The sequence below is a fragment of the Moellerella wisconsensis genome (assembly GCF_022592395.1).
GTDB lineage: Bacteria > Pseudomonadota > Gammaproteobacteria > Enterobacterales > Enterobacteriaceae > Moellerella > Moellerella wisconsensis.
In genome coordinates this window covers 2,147,455-2,164,636 of record NZ_CP093242.1, presented here as the reverse complement: position 1 = coordinate 2,164,636, position 17,182 = coordinate 2,147,455, and the positions used below count along the sequence as shown (strand labels likewise).

General features: G+C 39.8%; 15 protein-coding genes. 8 read left to right on the top strand and 7 right to left on the bottom strand.

Annotation, left to right across the window (positions count from 1 at the left end; all coding sequences use genetic code 11):
* Window positions 1-35: 35 nt before the first annotated feature.
* Complete coding sequence (gene radD / locus MNY66_RS09570; RefSeq protein ID WP_047255674.1) at window positions 36-1,793, bottom strand: DNA repair helicase RadD; 1,758 nt, start codon at window positions 1,791-1,793, stop codon at window positions 36-38.
* Between the two features lie 250 nt (window positions 1,794-2,043).
* Between radD and rsuA the strand changes: the two genes are divergently transcribed.
* The 3 genes from rsuA to MNY66_RS09555 all read left to right on the top strand — a co-directional run bounded on the left by rsuA (window position 2,044) and on the right by MNY66_RS09555 (window position 5,071).
* Window positions 2,044-2,748 (top strand): 16S rRNA pseudouridine(516) synthase RsuA, encoded by a 705-nt coding sequence (rsuA, locus tag MNY66_RS09565; RefSeq protein WP_241500741.1) that lies wholly within the window; start codon window positions 2,044-2,046, stop codon window positions 2,746-2,748.
* Between the two features lie 28 nt (window positions 2,749-2,776).
* Window positions 2,777-3,964: a Bcr/CflA family multidrug efflux MFS transporter gene (locus MNY66_RS09560; RefSeq protein ID WP_047255676.1), complete on the top strand. Its 1,188-nt coding sequence runs from the start codon at window positions 2,777-2,779 to the stop codon at window positions 3,962-3,964.
* Window positions 3,965-4,729: 765 nt separating this feature from the next.
* Window positions 4,730-5,071, top strand: a complete 342-nt coding sequence (locus tag MNY66_RS09555) for a YejG family protein (protein WP_047256974.1) — start codon at window positions 4,730-4,732, stop codon at window positions 5,069-5,071.
* 315 nt (window positions 5,072-5,386) lie between these two features.
* Here MNY66_RS09555 and mepS read toward each other — a convergent pair whose 3' ends face one another.
* Entirely contained in the window at window positions 5,387-5,968 is a 582-nt protein-coding gene (mepS, locus tag MNY66_RS09550; protein ID WP_047256973.1) for a bifunctional murein DD-endopeptidase/murein LD-carboxypeptidase, read from the bottom strand.
* Between the two features lie 1,112 nt (window positions 5,969-7,080).
* Here mepS and MNY66_RS09545 point away from each other — a divergent pair.
* Entirely contained in the window at window positions 7,081-7,440 is a 360-nt protein-coding gene (locus MNY66_RS09545; protein WP_241500740.1) for a fimbrial protein, read from the top strand.
* A 271-nt stretch (window positions 7,441-7,711) separates the two neighbouring features.
* On the top strand, window positions 7,712-8,032 hold the full coding sequence (locus tag MNY66_RS09540; RefSeq protein ID WP_047256972.1) for a type 1 fimbrial protein: 321 nt from the start codon (window positions 7,712-7,714) through the stop codon (window positions 8,030-8,032).
* A 164-nt stretch (window positions 8,033-8,196) separates the two neighbouring features.
* Here the strand turns inward: MNY66_RS09540 and yeiP are convergent, their stop codons facing one another.
* The 3 genes from yeiP to MNY66_RS09525 all read right to left on the bottom strand — a co-directional run bounded on the left by yeiP (window position 8,197) and on the right by MNY66_RS09525 (window position 10,822).
* Window positions 8,197-8,769, bottom strand: coding sequence for an elongation factor P-like protein YeiP (gene yeiP, locus MNY66_RS09535; protein WP_047256971.1), 573 nt, complete (start codon window positions 8,767-8,769; stop codon window positions 8,197-8,199).
* Window positions 8,770-8,898: 129 nt separating this feature from the next.
* Complete coding sequence (gene mtr / locus MNY66_RS09530) at window positions 8,899-10,143, bottom strand: tryptophan permease (RefSeq protein ID WP_047256970.1); 1,245 nt, start codon at window positions 10,141-10,143, stop codon at window positions 8,899-8,901.
* A 253-nt stretch (window positions 10,144-10,396) separates the two neighbouring features.
* On the bottom strand, window positions 10,397-10,822 hold the full coding sequence (locus tag MNY66_RS09525) for a nucleotide triphosphate diphosphatase NUDT15 (protein WP_241500739.1): 426 nt from the start codon (window positions 10,820-10,822) through the stop codon (window positions 10,397-10,399).
* A 215-nt stretch (window positions 10,823-11,037) separates the two neighbouring features.
* On the opposite strand from MNY66_RS09525, the gene fruK reads away from it, so the two are divergent.
* Entirely contained in the window at window positions 11,038-11,973 is a 936-nt protein-coding gene (fruK, locus tag MNY66_RS09520) for a 1-phosphofructokinase (protein ID WP_241500738.1), read from the top strand.
* A 199-nt stretch (window positions 11,974-12,172) separates the two neighbouring features.
* Here the strand turns inward: fruK and nfo are convergent, their stop codons facing one another.
* Together nfo and MNY66_RS09510 are read right to left on the bottom strand one after the other, a co-directional pair.
* A complete protein-coding gene (gene nfo, locus MNY66_RS09515; RefSeq protein WP_241500737.1) occupies window positions 12,173-13,015 on the bottom strand; it encodes a deoxyribonuclease IV in 843 nt (280 codons plus the stop codon).
* 114 nt (window positions 13,016-13,129) lie between these two features.
* Complete coding sequence (locus MNY66_RS09510) at window positions 13,130-14,212, bottom strand: YeiH family protein (RefSeq protein ID WP_047256966.1); 1,083 nt, start codon at window positions 14,210-14,212, stop codon at window positions 13,130-13,132.
* A gap of 269 nt (window positions 14,213-14,481) precedes the next feature.
* On the opposite strand from MNY66_RS09510, the gene yieE reads away from it, so the two are divergent.
* Together yieE and MNY66_RS09500 are read left to right on the top strand one after the other, a co-directional pair.
* The gene (gene yieE / locus MNY66_RS09505; RefSeq protein WP_047256965.1) at window positions 14,482-15,348 is read left to right on the top strand and encodes a DNA-binding transcriptional regulator YeiE; all 867 of its coding nucleotides are present in this window, start codon (window positions 14,482-14,484) and stop codon (window positions 15,346-15,348) included.
* Between the two features lie 233 nt (window positions 15,349-15,581).
* Complete coding sequence (locus MNY66_RS09500) at window positions 15,582-17,069, top strand: amino acid permease (protein WP_047256964.1); 1,488 nt, start codon at window positions 15,582-15,584, stop codon at window positions 17,067-17,069.
* Window positions 17,070-17,182 lie beyond the last annotated feature (113 nt).

The following is a 17,182-nucleotide window of genomic DNA, read 5'->3' as shown; positions in this document are numbered from 1 at the left end:
CTGAAATCACTCGGTATTGATGAAGAAATTTGCCTTTAATACAAGCTGTCCGCTAAGCGATAACGACCTTGATAATCAAATATTTTTTCTCTAATTTGCCAAAAATTATCTTTTTTACGGGCGACGATAAAATCGGGATAGCGCAGTAAAATTTGTTGACGAATAATATCCTCAGCGTGTTGCCAGACAAATGGTGTAGCGGGCGCCCGTTGATGGAAACGTAAAAAATGATATTCAAATGCCTTACGTTGAGCGGGGGTCTTTAAACGAAAGCGTTCAGAAACATCGCTCCCATCTTCATCATAATAGGTGATTTTTAGCCATTCTCCTTTGGCATCTTCGCCGCCAGTTAATTGCATACCGCCACAGCGTAATATTAGCGCATCTTTGAGTTTTAACGCGGCTTTTAACATATCGTCCGGATCGGACAATATAGCATCACATTGGTGACAGCGCCGTGCGGCAATATCGTTTTCTTCACCGCAGTAGGGGCATTGTTTAAAGCGAAAGCGGAATTCGCATTGCTGTTTTTTATGTTGTTCATCAAGCTCCCAGCCTTGGCATCGGCGGCCATAATGCTCAATAATGTGTCCGTCTTCGGTCGTCAGTCCCCAAAATGTATTCGCAAACTGACACAGTGGGCAGAAAACTTGCACAGGAACGCTACGTGAATTAGGTTTTGGGCTGCCAACTTCGGGATTAAATAGATCATGTGGGTTACCGGCATAATCTAAAATGAGGCACGATTTTTTCTCTGGAAATAAACGCAGGCCGCGACCCACAATCTGCTGATATAAACTAACAGATTCGGTAGGGCGCAAGATGGCAATTACATCGACATGCGGGGCATCAAATCCGGTAGTGAGTACCGAAACATTAACCAAATAATGCAGTTGCTGCTGTTTAAACTGTTGAATTATCGTTTGGCGTTCTGCCGCTGGGGTCTCGGCACTTACTAAGGCGGCACTCTGAGGTGGTAAATAACCGAGGATCTCTTTTGCATGCTCCACGGTCGAGGCGAAAATCATACAACCCCGACGCGACTGTGCATATTGAATAATTTGCGCGATAATTTGTGGTGTAATTCGTCGTTGCTTGGTGACTTCACGGTTGAGTTCAGTTTCATTAAAAATACCACTGCTGCTGATGCTCACCTGACTAAAGTCGTACTGTAACACCGGCATATCGAGCCGTTCTGGCGGCACTAAAAAATGATGTTTTATCATATAATGCAGCGGTAATTCATAAATGCATTGGTCGAAAAAGCAGCGTTCATCTCCTTTGACCATGCCATGATAATGGTAGCGATAAATCCAGCCCGTGCCTAAGCGATAGGGCGTTGCGGTTAATCCAAGAATTTTCAGTTTAGGATTACGTTGTTTTAGCTGCTGAATAATTTGCTGATATTGGCTGTTATCATTGAGGCTTATCCGGTGACACTCGTCAATGATAATTAGAGAAAATGCACTATCGAACTGCGATAAATTCCGCGCTACAGATTGTACACTGCCAAAAATTACTTTTCCTTGAGCCTCTTTTCGAGCCAATCCCGCGGCAAAAATATCAGCATCCTGACCATAAGCGCAATATTTAGCATGGTTTTGTTCAACTAATTCTTTAACATGGGCTAGGACCAACACGCGGCCATGAGCTAGGCGAGCCAGTTCGGCAATGACTAAACTTTTTCCGGCACCAGTGGGCAGAACAATGACTGCAGGCTGATGATGTTGACGGAAATATTGTACGGTAGCATTGACCGCATCTTGCTGGTAAGGGCGTAAGGTAAAAGACATATTTTTCGAATAAAGAGTAAAGTAGCGCAGAATAATCGTGCTGTAGGATAACATTTTTTATAATGTTTGGCTGGTTTAGTCTTATTTAATCAACCGAGTGATTGTCTCGATTGTGTTACATGCTATCACTTGAGTTAGGTTGTTGTTATAATCATTTGTGTGATAACAATCACAGCAATTCAACCTTCAATTCTGACAGCATGAGCCGCTTATTTGCTCAGCTGACATGCCATCAATTTTAAGAGTAACTATGCGACTGGATAAATTTTTGTGCCAGCAGCTGGGGATCAGTCGTAATTTAATTACGCGTGAATTCCGAGCAGGCCGGGTAACTGTTGATGATAAAGTCATCAAATCAGCTTCTTATAAACTATCGCCTGAAGAAGTTGTAGCATACGAAGGCAATATCCTTAAGCAAATTATTGGCCCTCGTTATTATATGCTACACAAACCTGAGGGATATATTTGTTCTACAGATGATCCTACGCATCCGACTATCTTGTATTTTATTGACGAACCGATGGCAGAAAAACTGCATTCTGCGGGGCGTTTAGATATGGATACCACCGGATTAGTGCTATTAACTGACGATGGTCAATGGTCTCATCGTATTACCGCGCCAAAACATCATTGTGAAAAAACCTACTTAGTGAGTTTAGATTCGCCGATCGCGGATAACGTAGCGAATAAATTTGCCGAGGGCGTGATGCTTAACGGTGAAAAGCAGCCTACACGTCCGGCAATATTAGAGATCCTTGAACCAACGCGAGTACGTTTGACTATCAGTGAAGGGCGCTATCATCAAGTTAAACGTATGTTTGCTGCCGTCGGCAACCATGTTGTTGGTCTGCATCGCGAACGAATTGGCAGTATTATGCTGGATGATGAGCTCGCTCCCGGTGAATATCGGCCACTGACTGAAGATGAAATAAACAGTATTCATATACCAAGTTAGGTCATTGCTTTTTTTAGGAGTTATCGGCGTGCAACAGCAACGTTCGTCCTATTTAGGACTTATTTTAATCTTGGGATTGATATCAATGCTAATGCCTTTAGCGATTGATATGTACTTACCGAGTTTCCCAACGATTGCCCAGTATTTTGGTGTCGATGATGGCCAAGTCCAGATGACGCTGAATAGCTATATTATGGGTTTTGCTATTGGACAACTATTTTATGGTCCAATGGCAGATAGCATTGGCCGTAAGCCGGTAATTCTAGCTGGAGTAATTATTTTTGCTTTAGCATCTGCCGCCTGTGCTTTAGTGGAATCAATTAATTGGTTTATTAATTTCCGTTTTATTCACGGTTTTGCGGCTGCAGCAGCTAGTGTGGTCATTAATGCCTTAATGAGAGATATGTTTAGCCGTGATGAGTTCGCTAGGGGAATGTCCTTTGTGACTTTAGTGATGACGGTTGCACCATTATTAGCACCGATTTTGGGCGGTATGCTGATGATTTGGTTCTCATGGCATTCAATTTTTTGGAGTATCTCTTTTGCGGCGGTGATCGCAGTTATTTTAGTCACTTTCTTTATTAAAGAAACGCTGCCAGTGGAACGGCGACAACCTTTTCATTTGGCGACTACCTTGCGCCAATTTGTGACCTTATTTAGAGCAAAGCGAGTATTCTTTTATATTCTTGCCAGTGGCTTTTCTTTTGCTGGAATGTTCTCATTTTTAAATGCGGGTTCTTTTGTTTATATTGATTTGAATGGTGTTTCACCTCAGGATTTTGGTTATTATTTTGGTCTTAACATCATATTTCTTTTTGTGATGACTACGATTAATAGCCGTTATGTCAGGCGTTTTGGTGCGATGAAAATGTTGCATTTTGGGGTAACCGTACAGTTCATTATGGGTATTTGGCTGTTGCTAAGTACCGCGTTAGGATTCGGCTTTTGGTCTTTAGTGCTAGGTGTGGCAATTTATGTCAGTGGCATTGCTATGATAACCTCGAATGCGATGGCGGTTATTCTGGATAATTATCCGCATATTGCCGGAACCGTATCATCTTTGTCTGGCACGATCCGTTTTAGTATTGGTGCATTCGTGGGGTCAATGCTGTCGTTGTTCCCTTCACAGAGTGCTTGGCCGATGGTCGGCTCTATGGCGGGCTGTGTCTTTTTTGCCATGCTGTTCGTGATGCTTGCGAAGCGCATAAAAGACTAGCTATACTATAATTAAGCATTTTTATATTTTTATTGAGTGATCTCAAGGATGAGATTATTAATTTAATTATTTCCTACTTAATAACTATTAGCTTAGCTTTGTGTGGCTAATTTTTTCCTTTAATATTTGTAGTTATCTGAATGTCTTCGCTTTTTTAGCCGCTATTGCTAGCCTTTCTTCGTGTTTATATATTGTTGCATCTTTTAACGCCCATTCAGTAATACCTATTATTTAAACATAAGTTTTATGTTTGATGATCGGCTGATTGTATTGCCGTTATGTCAGGACAGCTCATTGTATAATTCATCGATAATAGCTATAAAATACCTCGAATAAAACGATTAATAACTCAGTGATAGTAAAATAAAATCAGGTGCTTGATACAGGTCAAGACAAAAATGTACTTTTTTTGTTAAATTGACTGCCGGTAAAAGTAAATTAAACTGATGATTCTCATTAAAATAAGTTAACTTGTTGTTTTTTATTATTTTTTATTTTTAGTCGTTAATTGTTTTTGGTTGAATAAATAAAATATGTAAATAAGAGTTAAATATCCTGTTTAAAAAATGAAGTAAAATATTTGAAATTTAAGTTTAAAAAGAGTGTGAAGTATCGAACAGTGATCTGTATCACTAAATATTAACGACAGGTCTTTTGTTTAGTGTTATATTTAGCTTAATGATTTAACATTATTGTTACTTAATTTTGACTCGGCTGATTCGGTTTGGTCGAGTTTTTATTGAATGTTCACCATAGGAATGTTACGTGGAAAATATTGGACTTTCGGTAGTGCATCGACTGCCGCAAAGTTATCGCTGGTTGTCGGGGAAGGTGGGTAGCTCACTAGAAGCTATTCCAGTGAATACGGCTGACAGCAATAAGCTGGTAGGTTTGAAACTTCTTAGTCATGACTGTGAAACGGATACGGTAGCCTTAAAACAGCTTGCTGATATTTTGTCTGACATGCAGATTGATAGTGTAACTCTAGATTGGCAGGGTGAATTGTGTTTATTTATTCGTGCTACTGATGAGCAAGCAGCAATGTGTCGCTTCAAGGCATTTGGTATGGCTGTCGCGGAATCAGTAACGGCATTCTATCCATTTTAAGCTTAGATTTAAGCCGCCATTAGCCTACAGTTAGTTAATAATAATATGGGTTCATAAATAATGATTGATAAATACGAACTCACCACTAATTGATAGTTTTATTAATAGGTTGCTTGATAATTTAATTGATAATTCAACTAATAATTTGATTAATAGCTTGGTTATAGCATTTTGATAAGAGAAAGCGCGTCCTAATAGATTATCGGGACGCGTTTTTTATGGTCTATATTTTTATTTTATTGTTTGACCGGTAGCTCATTAATTCGTTGTTTTATGTCTCTAATTTAGTCGGTATTTTCTATCGAACGGTTCAACTTAAGAGGGGTCGATAACTCGTCTGCTGGCATAAAGACGCTTACTCCAGTAGCTATTGTCCATTTTAGAGACGATAACACCGCTGCTAGTGGAAGCATGAACAAATTGGTTGTCACCGACATAAATACCGACATGGCGCATGGTACGGCCAGTTTTGAACAGAACTAAATCGCCTGGACGTAAATTATTACGTTTAACGCTCATGCCAATATTTTGTTGTTCGGAGGTGGAGCGAGGCAAATCCATACCAAATTGTTCTTGGAAAGTTCTTTGAACAAAAGCTGAACAATCAATGCCACTGCGGTTAGTGCCACCGAGGCGGTAAGATACGCCTTTCCAGTTAGCATATTGAGCCATCAATTTTGATTTAACATCGACATTGCGTACTAGATTTTCGAATTCATCTTGTGAGGCTAAGCTGAGTGAATCGCCCATAGTGCTATTAAGCATGCGGCTATCAGATTTAGTAGTACGTTGATGTGTTTGATTTGAATTGGGAGAAGTACACGCTGATAAAGTGACGGCAATAGTGATAGCGGGGATAAGCCGCAAGATATAGTGTTTAAATTTGTTGGTTACCATTATGATTAATATCCCATGCCATTCTTATGCACTGTGCTGTTTATGTCACATGCAGTCTTTTTAACTGATCCTTGTGAAAAATGCATTATAGATTAACTACAGTGTATCTTTCATAAGAAATGTTTTATTGCTAATGTTGTCTGCACACTATTGAGATGATAAAAACTTTTATGCTTATTTTTATCACTCTTTTGGTCAATATAATAATTAATACTTACATCAAATTTTAGACACTAATCTAAACACTAATTTTTAGACACTAATTTTTAGATGCTAATTTTAGGTTATGTAGAAATGCCAAAAATCGCATATTGTATTATTACTTAGTCTGTGTTGATGCAGGCTTTTTATTCTGTTTTTGGTTAATTGAATAAATAATTAACCTATCTACGCAGTCTAACCTTTAGCAGCATACATAAAGAAAACTAAAATGGCGAGTTAGATAAGGCAGAATTTACAAAACATTATATTTATTGCGTTATTAAACTCATCATAGGGATATTTTTATAATACTAGCCCTATAAATCAATCTTATTTAGTCAGTTTTAGTACAAAACTAGATCTGGATCACATAACTCTGCAAGCTCATTATCTCGTTGAATTATATTCATTTACGTTAGCTCATCATAAGAGAGTTAGATGACTAATTGATAGAATGATTTCATTTACGCTGATTAAGGCGGAATGGAGTCTACCTTTTATATGCCGCTATTTTATATTTATCACGGGGGACTAATACTGTTAGTTCTCTGAATCAAACAAATCAATAAAATTAATTAATGTAAACCGTCTATAAAATAAAATTTACCGGGCAGATACTTATAAAATACCCTGAAGCAAAACACCTTGGTTGGTTTGGTTGACGGGGTTATTTGTCTGCGTTGTTTTTATTTGTCCGGTTTTTTGTGTTGTGTTTAATTATTTTATTGGTTGAAAATAAAAAAACGTTTTTATAAAAAACGGCGTCTAGACCTGTGATTTTGCTTAAGTGAAATGACATAACATTTGCTCAGTGAATGGAACTGTAGGTTTCAATAATGGCAGCTAACAGCATTAATTATTAGTTAATGAGGTGTGTTGGTTGCTATAACCCCTTAATACTGAGAGTGTTTATGACAAGTTGTTTGTATTTCCCCCGCGGCGTGATGATTGCTTTTAACACAGCATTGATACTGATTTGTGCTTTTAGTTTCGCGTATATCAATATAGCGAATGCGCAAGGCTCATCGGCGGCAAGTGGCACTATTACTTTTATTGGCTCGATTGTTGAGCCTCCGTGTGAGCATCAGTTAGTAGATAACTCAATGGAAACCGTATGTTGGGGGAGTAAGGGGAAAAAGCATCGACTGAAAAGTGCACTTAATACCATCAAAAACGGAAAGATTGCAACCTTAGATAATAAAGTGAAAGTTTCTTTTGAGTGGATTAATTCGCAGAAAAAATTGGGAATATATACAGTTATTTATAATTAATTCGATGTGTTGAAGTGATCTTATTCACATTAAAATTATATGTTCATTGCTTTTTTATAATGGTATGCCTTATACATCAATAAGTTAATTTTGATTTGTATCAAAGGAAGAATAATTTACAGATGCATTTCCTGGTCAGACCTTTACTATGAGGTTGATCTTAGTAATCAACAATTAATCTATATAACAAGCCCATATAACAAAGATATGTGATAGAAATAGGTATAGAAAAAGAATAACACTCTCTTCCTACTAACCAAGTGAGGTCACCATGCGCAAGGTTTTATCGGCATTGGTTATTATATCTCTCGCCTTAGGTTGTACATTAGGGCAAGCCAAACCCTTACAGGGGCGATTATACTTTGAGGGAAGAGTGGTTAATGCGGGTTGTTCAATTGAAATAAATCAGCAACAAGCGGATTATCAGTGCTATCGCCAAGGGGTAACTTATCAATCAACTCAGCAATTATCGAGTTATTCACGGCTAAATCAATCCAAAAATTATTTTATGCCCGCCACCGTTGGAAAATACCAAGTTCAATGGCTTGATAATCAAGGCACCAAAGGTATTATTAATGTGCAATATTTTTGATAGATGCAAAAAATAAAATTTTTGTCTCTCCGTAGTAAATAAGTAAGTAAATAAATATTGTATAAACGACCTCTGAGTAAACTCCATAGCAGCCTATGGGCATAAGCCCATAGGAGTCACAGATTCAGGTCAAATATAGTGGATTTCACTATAATAGCGATCAATTAATCGCTGCGCCCCATATAACGACGTTCTGCAATATGAATACGGATTTTTTCGCCCGAGCTTAAATATTCAGGGACTTGAACGACCAAACCTGTAGGCAGGGTAGCCGGTTTAGTCCGTGCACTGGCAGAAGCCCCTTTGATACTTGGCGTGGTTTCTACAATCACCATATCCACAGTTTGTGGCAACTCTAAGGCCAAAACTTGACCATCCATGGTGAGCACTTGCATGCCAGGCAGACCATCTTCTGGAATGAATAGCAGCTCCTCTTCAATTTCCTCTTTTTTGAAGGTATATGGCGTATAATCTTCAACGTCCATAAATACATATTCATCACCATCAATGTATGAAAAGGTGATGGGCCGACGAGTTAAGGAGATGGTATCTAAAATATCATCTCCTTTAAAACGCTCTTCTACTTTTTGCCCTGTTTTGACATCAGTAAAACGCATTTTATACAGTGTGCTAGCACCACGGGCGCTTGGTGATTGAATGTCGATATCTTTCACCAATAATAATTTGCCGTTGTAATTGACAGCACTGCCGCGTTTGATTTCATTGGCTTTGGCCATAATTTACTCTCTCTCTTGATACAGTCAAAATGTGGCGACAAAATTACTCGCAGACAGCGAATTAGGCAAGATAGAAACGCATTTTTATTGCAGAATAATCCCCAGTCAATTGACTGAGGATAATCTTGCTTAAAAAACAGGTAATAAATTAAACAGAGAAAGGATATGGGCGACGGCGTTAATCACTCCGAATAAGATCACAAAGCCAATTAAAAAATGTCCACCCGGAGCGCGATAAGGACTGTTTGGAAAGCGCTTACGGCAAGCCTTCGCCATCATTGCTGGTACAATTACCGCCCATACCGTCGCTGCTAATCCTGCAAAACCTATCGCATATAAGAAACCATTTGGTAGCAGCAAAGCCAATACAGTCGGGGGTAAAAAAGTCACGACGGCCGATTTAAAGCGTCCAGAGCCATTGTCTTTGAATTTAAAGAAGTCTGCTAAATAGTCGAATAATCCTAGTGTTACGCCTAAAAATGAGCTCGCGAGCGCCATATAGGAGAACAAGGTTAAAAATTTAGAGACTGTACTATTGCCAGTGGAGGTGTCCATTTGGCGTAATAATGCATCAATATTGCCGCCTTCAGCAATAATTAATTTGAATGAATCACGAGATATATTCCCTTGAATCACATACTGCCACAGGATATAAATCACCAGTGCGATTAAAGTACCAATAAATAAGCTGCGAACCACCGATTTACTGTCTTTGCGGTAATATTTAACTAGCCCAGGAACATTGCCGTGGTAGCCAAAAGAGGCTAATAAATACGGTAATGCGGCTAAAGCAAAAGGCAGGTATTGAGTATCAGCCCCCGCGCTTTGATTAAATAAAATCGCCGGTGAAACTTGAGTAAACATTCCACCGACCGAGAGAATAAAGGTGATTACCATGCCGCCAATTAAGATGGTGCTTAGCCTGTCGACGGCGCGGGTTGATAACCATACAAAAAAAGCCACTAATATTGAAAAGGCTAATCCAGCAACCATTTGGGAAACCGGAAATACCGTCGCCAGATTATGAGTGATAATTGAGCTACCGGCAGAAATATAGGCATAGGTTAAAATATACAACACAAAAGTGATGGATAATCCATTAATGCTATTCCATACCGGCCCAAGTAAGTCTTTGACCATAGTATGAAAACTGGCACCTGCCGGATAGTTCATATTCGCTTCGAGGATCATTAATCCGGAAAAGAACATACAGGCCCAAGTATAAATAAGCAGTATGATTGAGCCGGTAAACCAGACACCAGAAGTAACAATAGGGATTGAAAACATACCGGCACCGACAGCGGTACCTGCAATTATCATTGCACCTCCAATGACGGAAGGGCGTTTTAGCTGTGTCATTACGTCAGCTGACATGTGGACTCCTGATTATCCGTTTCTTTGTACTAGCTCAATGATACAAGTAAGATATATTAATGTAAACTAATAATATTCTTAATCGGATAAATTATGTTCACTTAGTCAATATACTCTAATAATGTCGCGATATGATATATAAAGGATGCATGATAAAACTTGCCCTATATAATTTTTGGCCAGTTATAGGGCAAGTGATTGTTGTAAAGCAGCGGTTAGGCAATTTGTAGCTAGATAATAGCTGGAGCGTTGATTAACGTGAGGCGCAATAGAATTGACCCTGTTGCCAAAGTGCAATTGCAGTACGACTGGCTTCAAAATGTGGCTCTGGTAAATTATTGGGATCGACCCACATTAGCTGAGCGCATTTCTCCGGTTCCATAATTTGTGGCGCTGGTTTCCCAGTATATTCCGCATGTAAACATACAGAAACGGTATGTTTACCTTCTTCTTGATAAGTTTTTAGATTATTTGATAGGCCGAAAACGTGAGGAGCGGTAATCTGAATGCCAATTTCTTCGGCGATTTCGCGGATAGCACCGGCTTCAAAGGTTTCACCCGCTTCAAGGTGACCGCCGAAAATAGACCAGTAAGGAGCATGTTTACTGCTGCGTTTTCCTACTAATATTTTTCCTTGATGATTACTAATAATGACGCCAATACCGACGACGACTGACATGTGTTGTTCTCTTTTCTGTTGATTAAATGGGTAGCGCTAGAATAGCATTGCTCAGCGCGAAATATCACTGAGGTAATTGTGTTTTTAATGATATAACTATAATTTGTAGGAAATTATTTACTGTTAATGATTGGCTGATAACTATTTACTAAAAACTGGTCATTAATCAATAACTTTGTATTGCTGTAATCTGCTAAAAATGGAGAATTCCGGTTATGACCCGCCGCGTTGCTACAATTACATTAAATCCTGCCTATGATCTCATTGGGCTTTGTCCTGAAATTGAAGTGGGTGAAGTGAATTTGGTTAGAACCGCTAGCTTAAATTCAGGGGGCAAGGGGATCAATGTTGCCAAAGTATTGCGTGATCTCGGCGTTGATATCACGGTTAGCGGCTTTATGGGCAAAGAGAACCAAGAAGAATTCCAACACTTTTTTAGTGAAAATGGTATGGCTAACCGTTTTTATATAGTCCCCGGCCGTACTCGGATTAACGTCAAGTTAACCGAGAAAAATAGCGACTCCACCGATTTTAATTTTTCAGGGTTTGAAATCAGCAAAGAAGATTGGAATCGATTCTCTAGTGAATCACTCAGTTGGTTAGGGCATTTCGATATGGTGATTGTGAGCGGTAGTCTACCGAAAGGGGTTGATTTAGCTGATTTTACCCGTTGGATGACTAAACTACGTCAATTGTGCCCATGCATTATTTTTGACAGCAGCCGTGAGGCCTTAACAGCTGGCTTACAAGCTTCTCCGTGGTTAGTGAAACCGAATCGCCACGAATTAGAAATGTGGGCAGGACGCAAATTACCCGAATTAAAAGATGTAATTGCCGCGGCTCATGAATTGCGCGATAAAGGTATTGCTCATGTGGTCATTTCGCTGGGCGAAGAGGGGGCATTGTGGGTGAATGCTTCGGGTTCTTGGCTAGCTAAACCGCCACATTGTGAGGTAATAAGCACGGTGGGGGCGGGAGACTCAATGGTTGCAGGGCTGGCTTATGGCCTACTAAATGGCGAAACCAGCTCACATACTTTGCGTATGGCAACCGCGATTTCTGCGCTTTCTGTGTCGCAGCCTGATGTCGGTTTAACCAATCGCAACAAACTCGCTGAAATGATGAATAAAATCACACTGCAATCGATTTAGTCATATATTAGATTAGTATTCGGCGAGCTATTATTTATTAATTAAATCAATTTATTGCTGGATTATGTGCTGAAAATTAAAAAGCCTGATCAGCTTGATTCCGTCAAGAGGGACACTTCATTGTGATCGGGCTTTGGTATAAGATAAAATTGAATTATTGAGTCAAGAATAGGAGAGCTATTAATCAATAGCCCCTATTTCAAGCTTGTTGTGCTTTTAGCCAGGCAATTTCTTCTGGCCAAATATCCGGATTAATAGTTTCTAAAATAAGCGGAATATGGTCAAACCGAGCATCCTGCATAATATAGCGAAAAGGCGTATGGCCAATATTGCCCATTCCTAAGCTGTGATGGCGATCAACTCGGCTGGCATATTCACTTTTTGCATCATTTAAATGCATAGCTTTGAGATACTCGAAGCCGACAATGTCAGAAAATTGCTGGAAAGTAAGTTCACAATTTTCGACAGTACGCAGATCATAGCCCGCAGCAAACGCATGACAAGTATCGATACATACTCCAACACGTTGTTTATCTTCTACTTTATCTATAATCGCAGCCAGATGCTCAAATTTGAATCCTAAATTAGTTCCTTGCCCAGCTGTATTTTCGATGACTGCGGTAACTCCCTCGGTTTTATCTAATGCAATGTTGATTGATTCCGCTATCCGCGCTAAGCAGGCATCGATATCAATTTTATGCAAATGGCTGCCGGGGTGGAAATTCAATAACCCAATACCTAATTGCTCACAGCGTTGAATTTCATCGATAAAGGCCAGGCGTGATTTTTCTAATGCTTCGGCTTCGGGATGCCCTAAATTAATTAAATAGCTATCATGCGGTAAAATCTGCTGTTTACCAAAACCGTGTTTTTGACAGTTTTGTTTAAAACTTTCAATGATTTCTGGTTTTAATTCCGCGGCTTTCCATTGGCGTTGATTCTTGGTGAACAACGCAAAAGCGGTTGCATTAATCTCATGAGCGCGGATCACGGCCTGATCAACTCCCCCCGCAGCGCTAACATGTGCTCCAACGTATTTCATCATTCACTCCTTATTTTTCGACAGTATGCCATTATAAGTTGAATAAATGAAATCGGCTGGAACCATTGAGATCCCAGCCGAGATAGATGATTGAATTTCGGGCTATTGTCACGATCAGCTAAACAGATATTGAATTGCCCCATTAATCGCTAAGCCGCCAATAATCAACCAAAAGAACAGGATTAATGCCATTAAAATCGGTTTAACACCGGCTTGGCGGATGGCACTAACATGGGTGGTTAATCCTAATGCCACCATTGCCATAGCTAATAATATGGTATCTAAACTAATAATGTATTGAACTACTATTGCCGGTAATAAATTAAATGAGTTAAATGCAGCCATTAAGATAAAAATTACCGCAAACCAAGGAATTGTAATTTTTCTCTGTTGAGGCTCTCCGGCATGAGTTTGTTGTTTACGACTCAAATATGCCGATAAGATGATTAAAAACGGTGCCAGCATCATCACACGGATCATTTTAGTGATCACTGCGGCATTTTCAGCCTCGGTACCCACAGCATGTCCAATCGCCACAACTTGAGCGACTTCGTGTACCGTGGAACCAGCAAAAATCCCAAAGGTTTCTTGGCTAGCTGGTAACCAATCTAAATAGGCATTTAATTGGTATAACCAAGGATAAACGAAGATAGCAATTGTGCCGAAAATAACTACGGTAGATACCGCGACAGCGACCTTGCTGGCTTCCGCTTTTACTACGGGTTCGGCTGCCATAACTGCGGCTGCGCCACAAATGCTGCTGCCAGCACCAATTAATAAGGTAGTTTGTTCATCCAGCTTAAACACTTTGCGGCCTAACCATAGTGCAATCAAAAATGTTGAAGTTAATGTTAAGGCATCAATCAATAAGCCGGTAGCGCCGACATCGGTAATTTGCTGAAATGTAAGGCGAAAACCGTATAAAATAATCCCTGCACGCAGTAAATAATGTTTAGCAAATTTTATCCCGTCTTCACACACTGGTTTTACTTGGGTGTAAAAACTGTTACCCACGATGATCCCTAGCAAAATCGCCAAGGTCAATGCCCCTAATCCGACATTAGAAAACCAATTTAGATCGCCAAGATAAATTGCGATAGCGGTAAGAATTGCCGCTAAGATCAATCCGGGGATCAGAGCGAACACCGCGGATAATCTTGAGGCCGTTGCCGGTATTTTAGTTTTTAGCTCTGTCATAGTTGGTCTCTCGTTATGCTTATAACGGTTAATTACATTGATATTCATCGATAAATTTAACGTTATTTAATTACCTACAGATATCAACTTAAGGGTATATGTGATTTAGGAATAAGCATATAACAAAATCACTAATAAGATAAATTGATTATTCTAGTATAATCAATCGATAAAATAGATTATTAACTAAATGTTTGTAACTTAGTGATAAATAGCTAATATTAACATTATTATTACAAATGGATGAACTATAAGCGGAGCGGGCAATTATGCGTATTACACTCAGGCAGCTGGAAGTTTTTACTGAAGTATTAAAAAGTGGCTCTACAACGCAAGCTTCGCAATCACTGGCACTATCACAATCAGCAGTAAGTGCCTCCTTGACGGATTTAGAAGGTCAGTTAGGCGTGCAATTGTTTGATAGGGTAGGTAAGCGGCTAGTGACCAATGAGCATGGCCGCTTATTGTATCCCAAAGCGTTAGCATTATTAGAGCAAGCTTTTGAAGTTGAACAATTATTTAAAAAAGAGATGGGGGCAGTACGCCTAGCGGCTAGTACCACTATCGGTAATTATATGCTGCCAGAAATGTTAGCTCATTACCGTCATGATCATCCTGATATCCCCTTAGAATTGAATATTAGTAATACGGAAGAGGTGATCCGTGCAGTATTGGAATTTCGGGTGGATGTGGGTTTAATTGAGGGGGCATGCCATAGCCCCGAATTAATCACTCAGCCGTGGCTAAAAGATGAATTGGTTATATTTGCTGCACCGTCGAATCCATTAGCCAATACAACGATTAGCTTAGAAGATTTAAAACAGGCATCATGGATTTTGCGCGAACGCGGCTCGGGTACGCGAGATGTGCTAGATCAACTATTATTCGCCCAATTACCGGGTTTTCATATATTAATGGAGCTAGGTAACTCAGAAGCGATTAAACATGCAGTGCGTTATGGTATGGGCATCAGTTGTTTATCTCGCCGAGTTATTGCTGAACAACTGACTAATGGATCGCTGGTGGAATTAACCGTGCCCGGATTGCAATTATCTCGCACCCTGTATTTGATTTATCATCGTCAAAAACATCTCTCTAATGGTATCAGTAATTTATTAAGTTATTGCCGTGAATAACTTTCATGCGCTTAATCAATCGATAGTTATCTCCTTTTATAAAGGAAGAGCGTTGGCATTTACAGCTCGCTGGCTATATTTTGTGCAAAACAGACGGTAGTTATGATGGTTTTACTAATAATTTCCGCGCGATCATGAAGGTATCTTATAACAGGGCTAAGTTTCTTAGACTCGTCAGAATGTTTTGCTAGAATCGCGGCATTATTAGTTAGAAAAAGAAAAACAGGATACTGATGTCAGAACAACCAACCAGCGGAGCGCAACCCGGTCCGCAAAGATTACGTCGAGAATTAAAATCACGACATCTCGCTATGATAGCGATTGGCGGCTCAATTGGTACCGGATTATTTGTTGCCTCCGGTGCAACTGTGGCAGAAGCTGGGCCCGGCGGTGCATTACTTTCGTATGCGATTATCGGCTTAATGGTCTATTTTTTAATGACCAGTCTGGGCGAATTAGCCGCATATATGCCCGTTTCTGGCTCTTTTGCGACCTATGGTGCCAAATATGTCGATGAAGGCTTTGGTTTCGCCTTAGGCTGGAACTATTGGTATAACTGGGCAGTAACTATCGCAGTTGACTTAGTTGCCGCACAATTAGTGATGACCTATTGGTTTCCAGATACTCCGGGCTGGATTTGGAGTGCGCTATTTTTAGCGATTATTTTCTTGCTCAATTATATTTCAGTCAAAGGCTTCGGCGAAGCAGAATATTGGTTCTCTCTGATTAAAGTTACTACGGTTATTATCTTTATTATCGTGGGTGTTATGATGATTTTTGGCATCATGGAGGGGGCTGAAGATGCTGGTTGGCATAATTGGACCTTGGGAGATGCTCCGTTTGTTGGCGGTTTTGCTTCGATGATTGGTGTGGCAATGATTGTCGGATTCTCGTTCCAAGGTACTGAATTAATCGGTATTGCAGCTGGAGAATCAAAAGATCCGGCTAAAAATATTCCTAAAGCGGTACGTAAAGTCTTTTGGCGTATCTTATTATTTTATATTTTTGCTATTTTGATTATCAGCTTAATTATTCCTTATACCGACCCCAATTTATTGCGTAATGATGTAAGTGATATTAGCGTTAGTCCATTTACCTTAGTATTTCAAAATGCCGGGTTACTGTCAGCAGCGGCGGTGATGAATGCAGTTATCTTAACCGCGGTATTATCGGCGGGTAACTCTGGTATGTATGCATCAACGCGTATGCTGTATACCTTGGCAAAAGAAGGTAAAGCGCCACGTATTTTCTCTCGTCTATCGAAAGGCGGCGTACCACGTTACGCACTGATAGCGACTACGGTAGTTGCTAGTTTATGTTTTGTCAGTTCACTAGGCGACGATAAAACGGTTTACTTATGGTTATTAAATACGTCGGGTATGACCGGCTTTATTGCTTGGCTGGGGATTGCGATTAGCCATTACCGCTTCCGTCGCGGCTATGTGGCTCAGGGTAAAGATTTGAATGACTTACCTTATCGCTCAGGTTTTTTCCCTATCGGACCTATTTTTGCCTTTGTTCTGTGCTTAGTGATCACTTTAGGGCAAAACTATCAGGCGTTTTTGGAAGATAAAATTGACTGGGTAGGGGCAGTAGCCACTTATATTGGATTACCATTATTTTTAGTTATTTGGTTTGGTTATAAAGCGGTGAAGAAAACTCGGATTGTCCGCTACAAAGAGATGGATTTCCCTACCTACCAAGAAAACTTGGATAAATAGAGCCTTTTTTAGCGTTACTCGGTGATACAAAAAACCCCCTGAGATCTCATCAGGGGTTTTTTTTATATTGAGATAAAATATTTTTAGAGGAGTAAAAGGTATTTTAGGCCGAT

What these genes read in the sequence shown, in the direction of transcription:
- radD (WP_047255674.1), bottom strand. Translation starts at nt 1,793, where the DNA reads ATGTCTTTTACCTTACGCCCTTACCAGCAAGATGCGGTCAATGCTACC.
- rsuA (WP_241500741.1), top strand. Translation starts at nt 2,044, where the DNA reads ATGCGACTGGATAAATTTTTGTGCCAGCAGCTGGGGATCAGTCGTAAT.
- mepS (WP_047256973.1), bottom strand. Translation starts at nt 5,968, where the DNA reads ATGGTAACCAACAAATTTAAACACTATATCTTGCGGCTTATCCCCGCT.
- MNY66_RS09545 (WP_241500740.1), top strand. Translation starts at nt 7,081, where the DNA reads ATGACAAGTTGTTTGTATTTCCCCCGCGGCGTGATGATTGCTTTTAAC.
- MNY66_RS09540 (WP_047256972.1), top strand. Translation starts at nt 7,712, where the DNA reads ATGCGCAAGGTTTTATCGGCATTGGTTATTATATCTCTCGCCTTAGGT.
- yeiP (WP_047256971.1), bottom strand. Translation starts at nt 8,769, where the DNA reads ATGGCCAAAGCCAATGAAATCAAACGCGGCAGTGCTGTCAATTACAAC.
- mtr (WP_047256970.1), bottom strand. Translation starts at nt 10,143, where the DNA reads ATGTCAGCTGACGTAATGACACAGCTAAAACGCCCTTCCGTCATTGGA.
- MNY66_RS09525 (WP_241500739.1), bottom strand. Translation starts at nt 10,822, where the DNA reads ATGTCAGTCGTCGTCGGTATTGGCGTCATTATTAGTAATCATCAAGGA.
- fruK (WP_241500738.1), top strand. Translation starts at nt 11,038, where the DNA reads ATGACCCGCCGCGTTGCTACAATTACATTAAATCCTGCCTATGATCTC.
- nfo (WP_241500737.1), bottom strand. Translation starts at nt 13,015, where the DNA reads ATGAAATACGTTGGAGCACATGTTAGCGCTGCGGGGGGAGTTGATCAG.
- MNY66_RS09510 (WP_047256966.1), bottom strand. Translation starts at nt 14,212, where the DNA reads ATGACAGAGCTAAAAACTAAAATACCGGCAACGGCCTCAAGATTATCC.
- yieE (WP_047256965.1), top strand. Translation starts at nt 14,482, where the DNA reads ATGCGTATTACACTCAGGCAGCTGGAAGTTTTTACTGAAGTATTAAAA.
- MNY66_RS09500 (WP_047256964.1), top strand. Translation starts at nt 15,582, where the DNA reads ATGTCAGAACAACCAACCAGCGGAGCGCAACCCGGTCCGCAAAGATTA.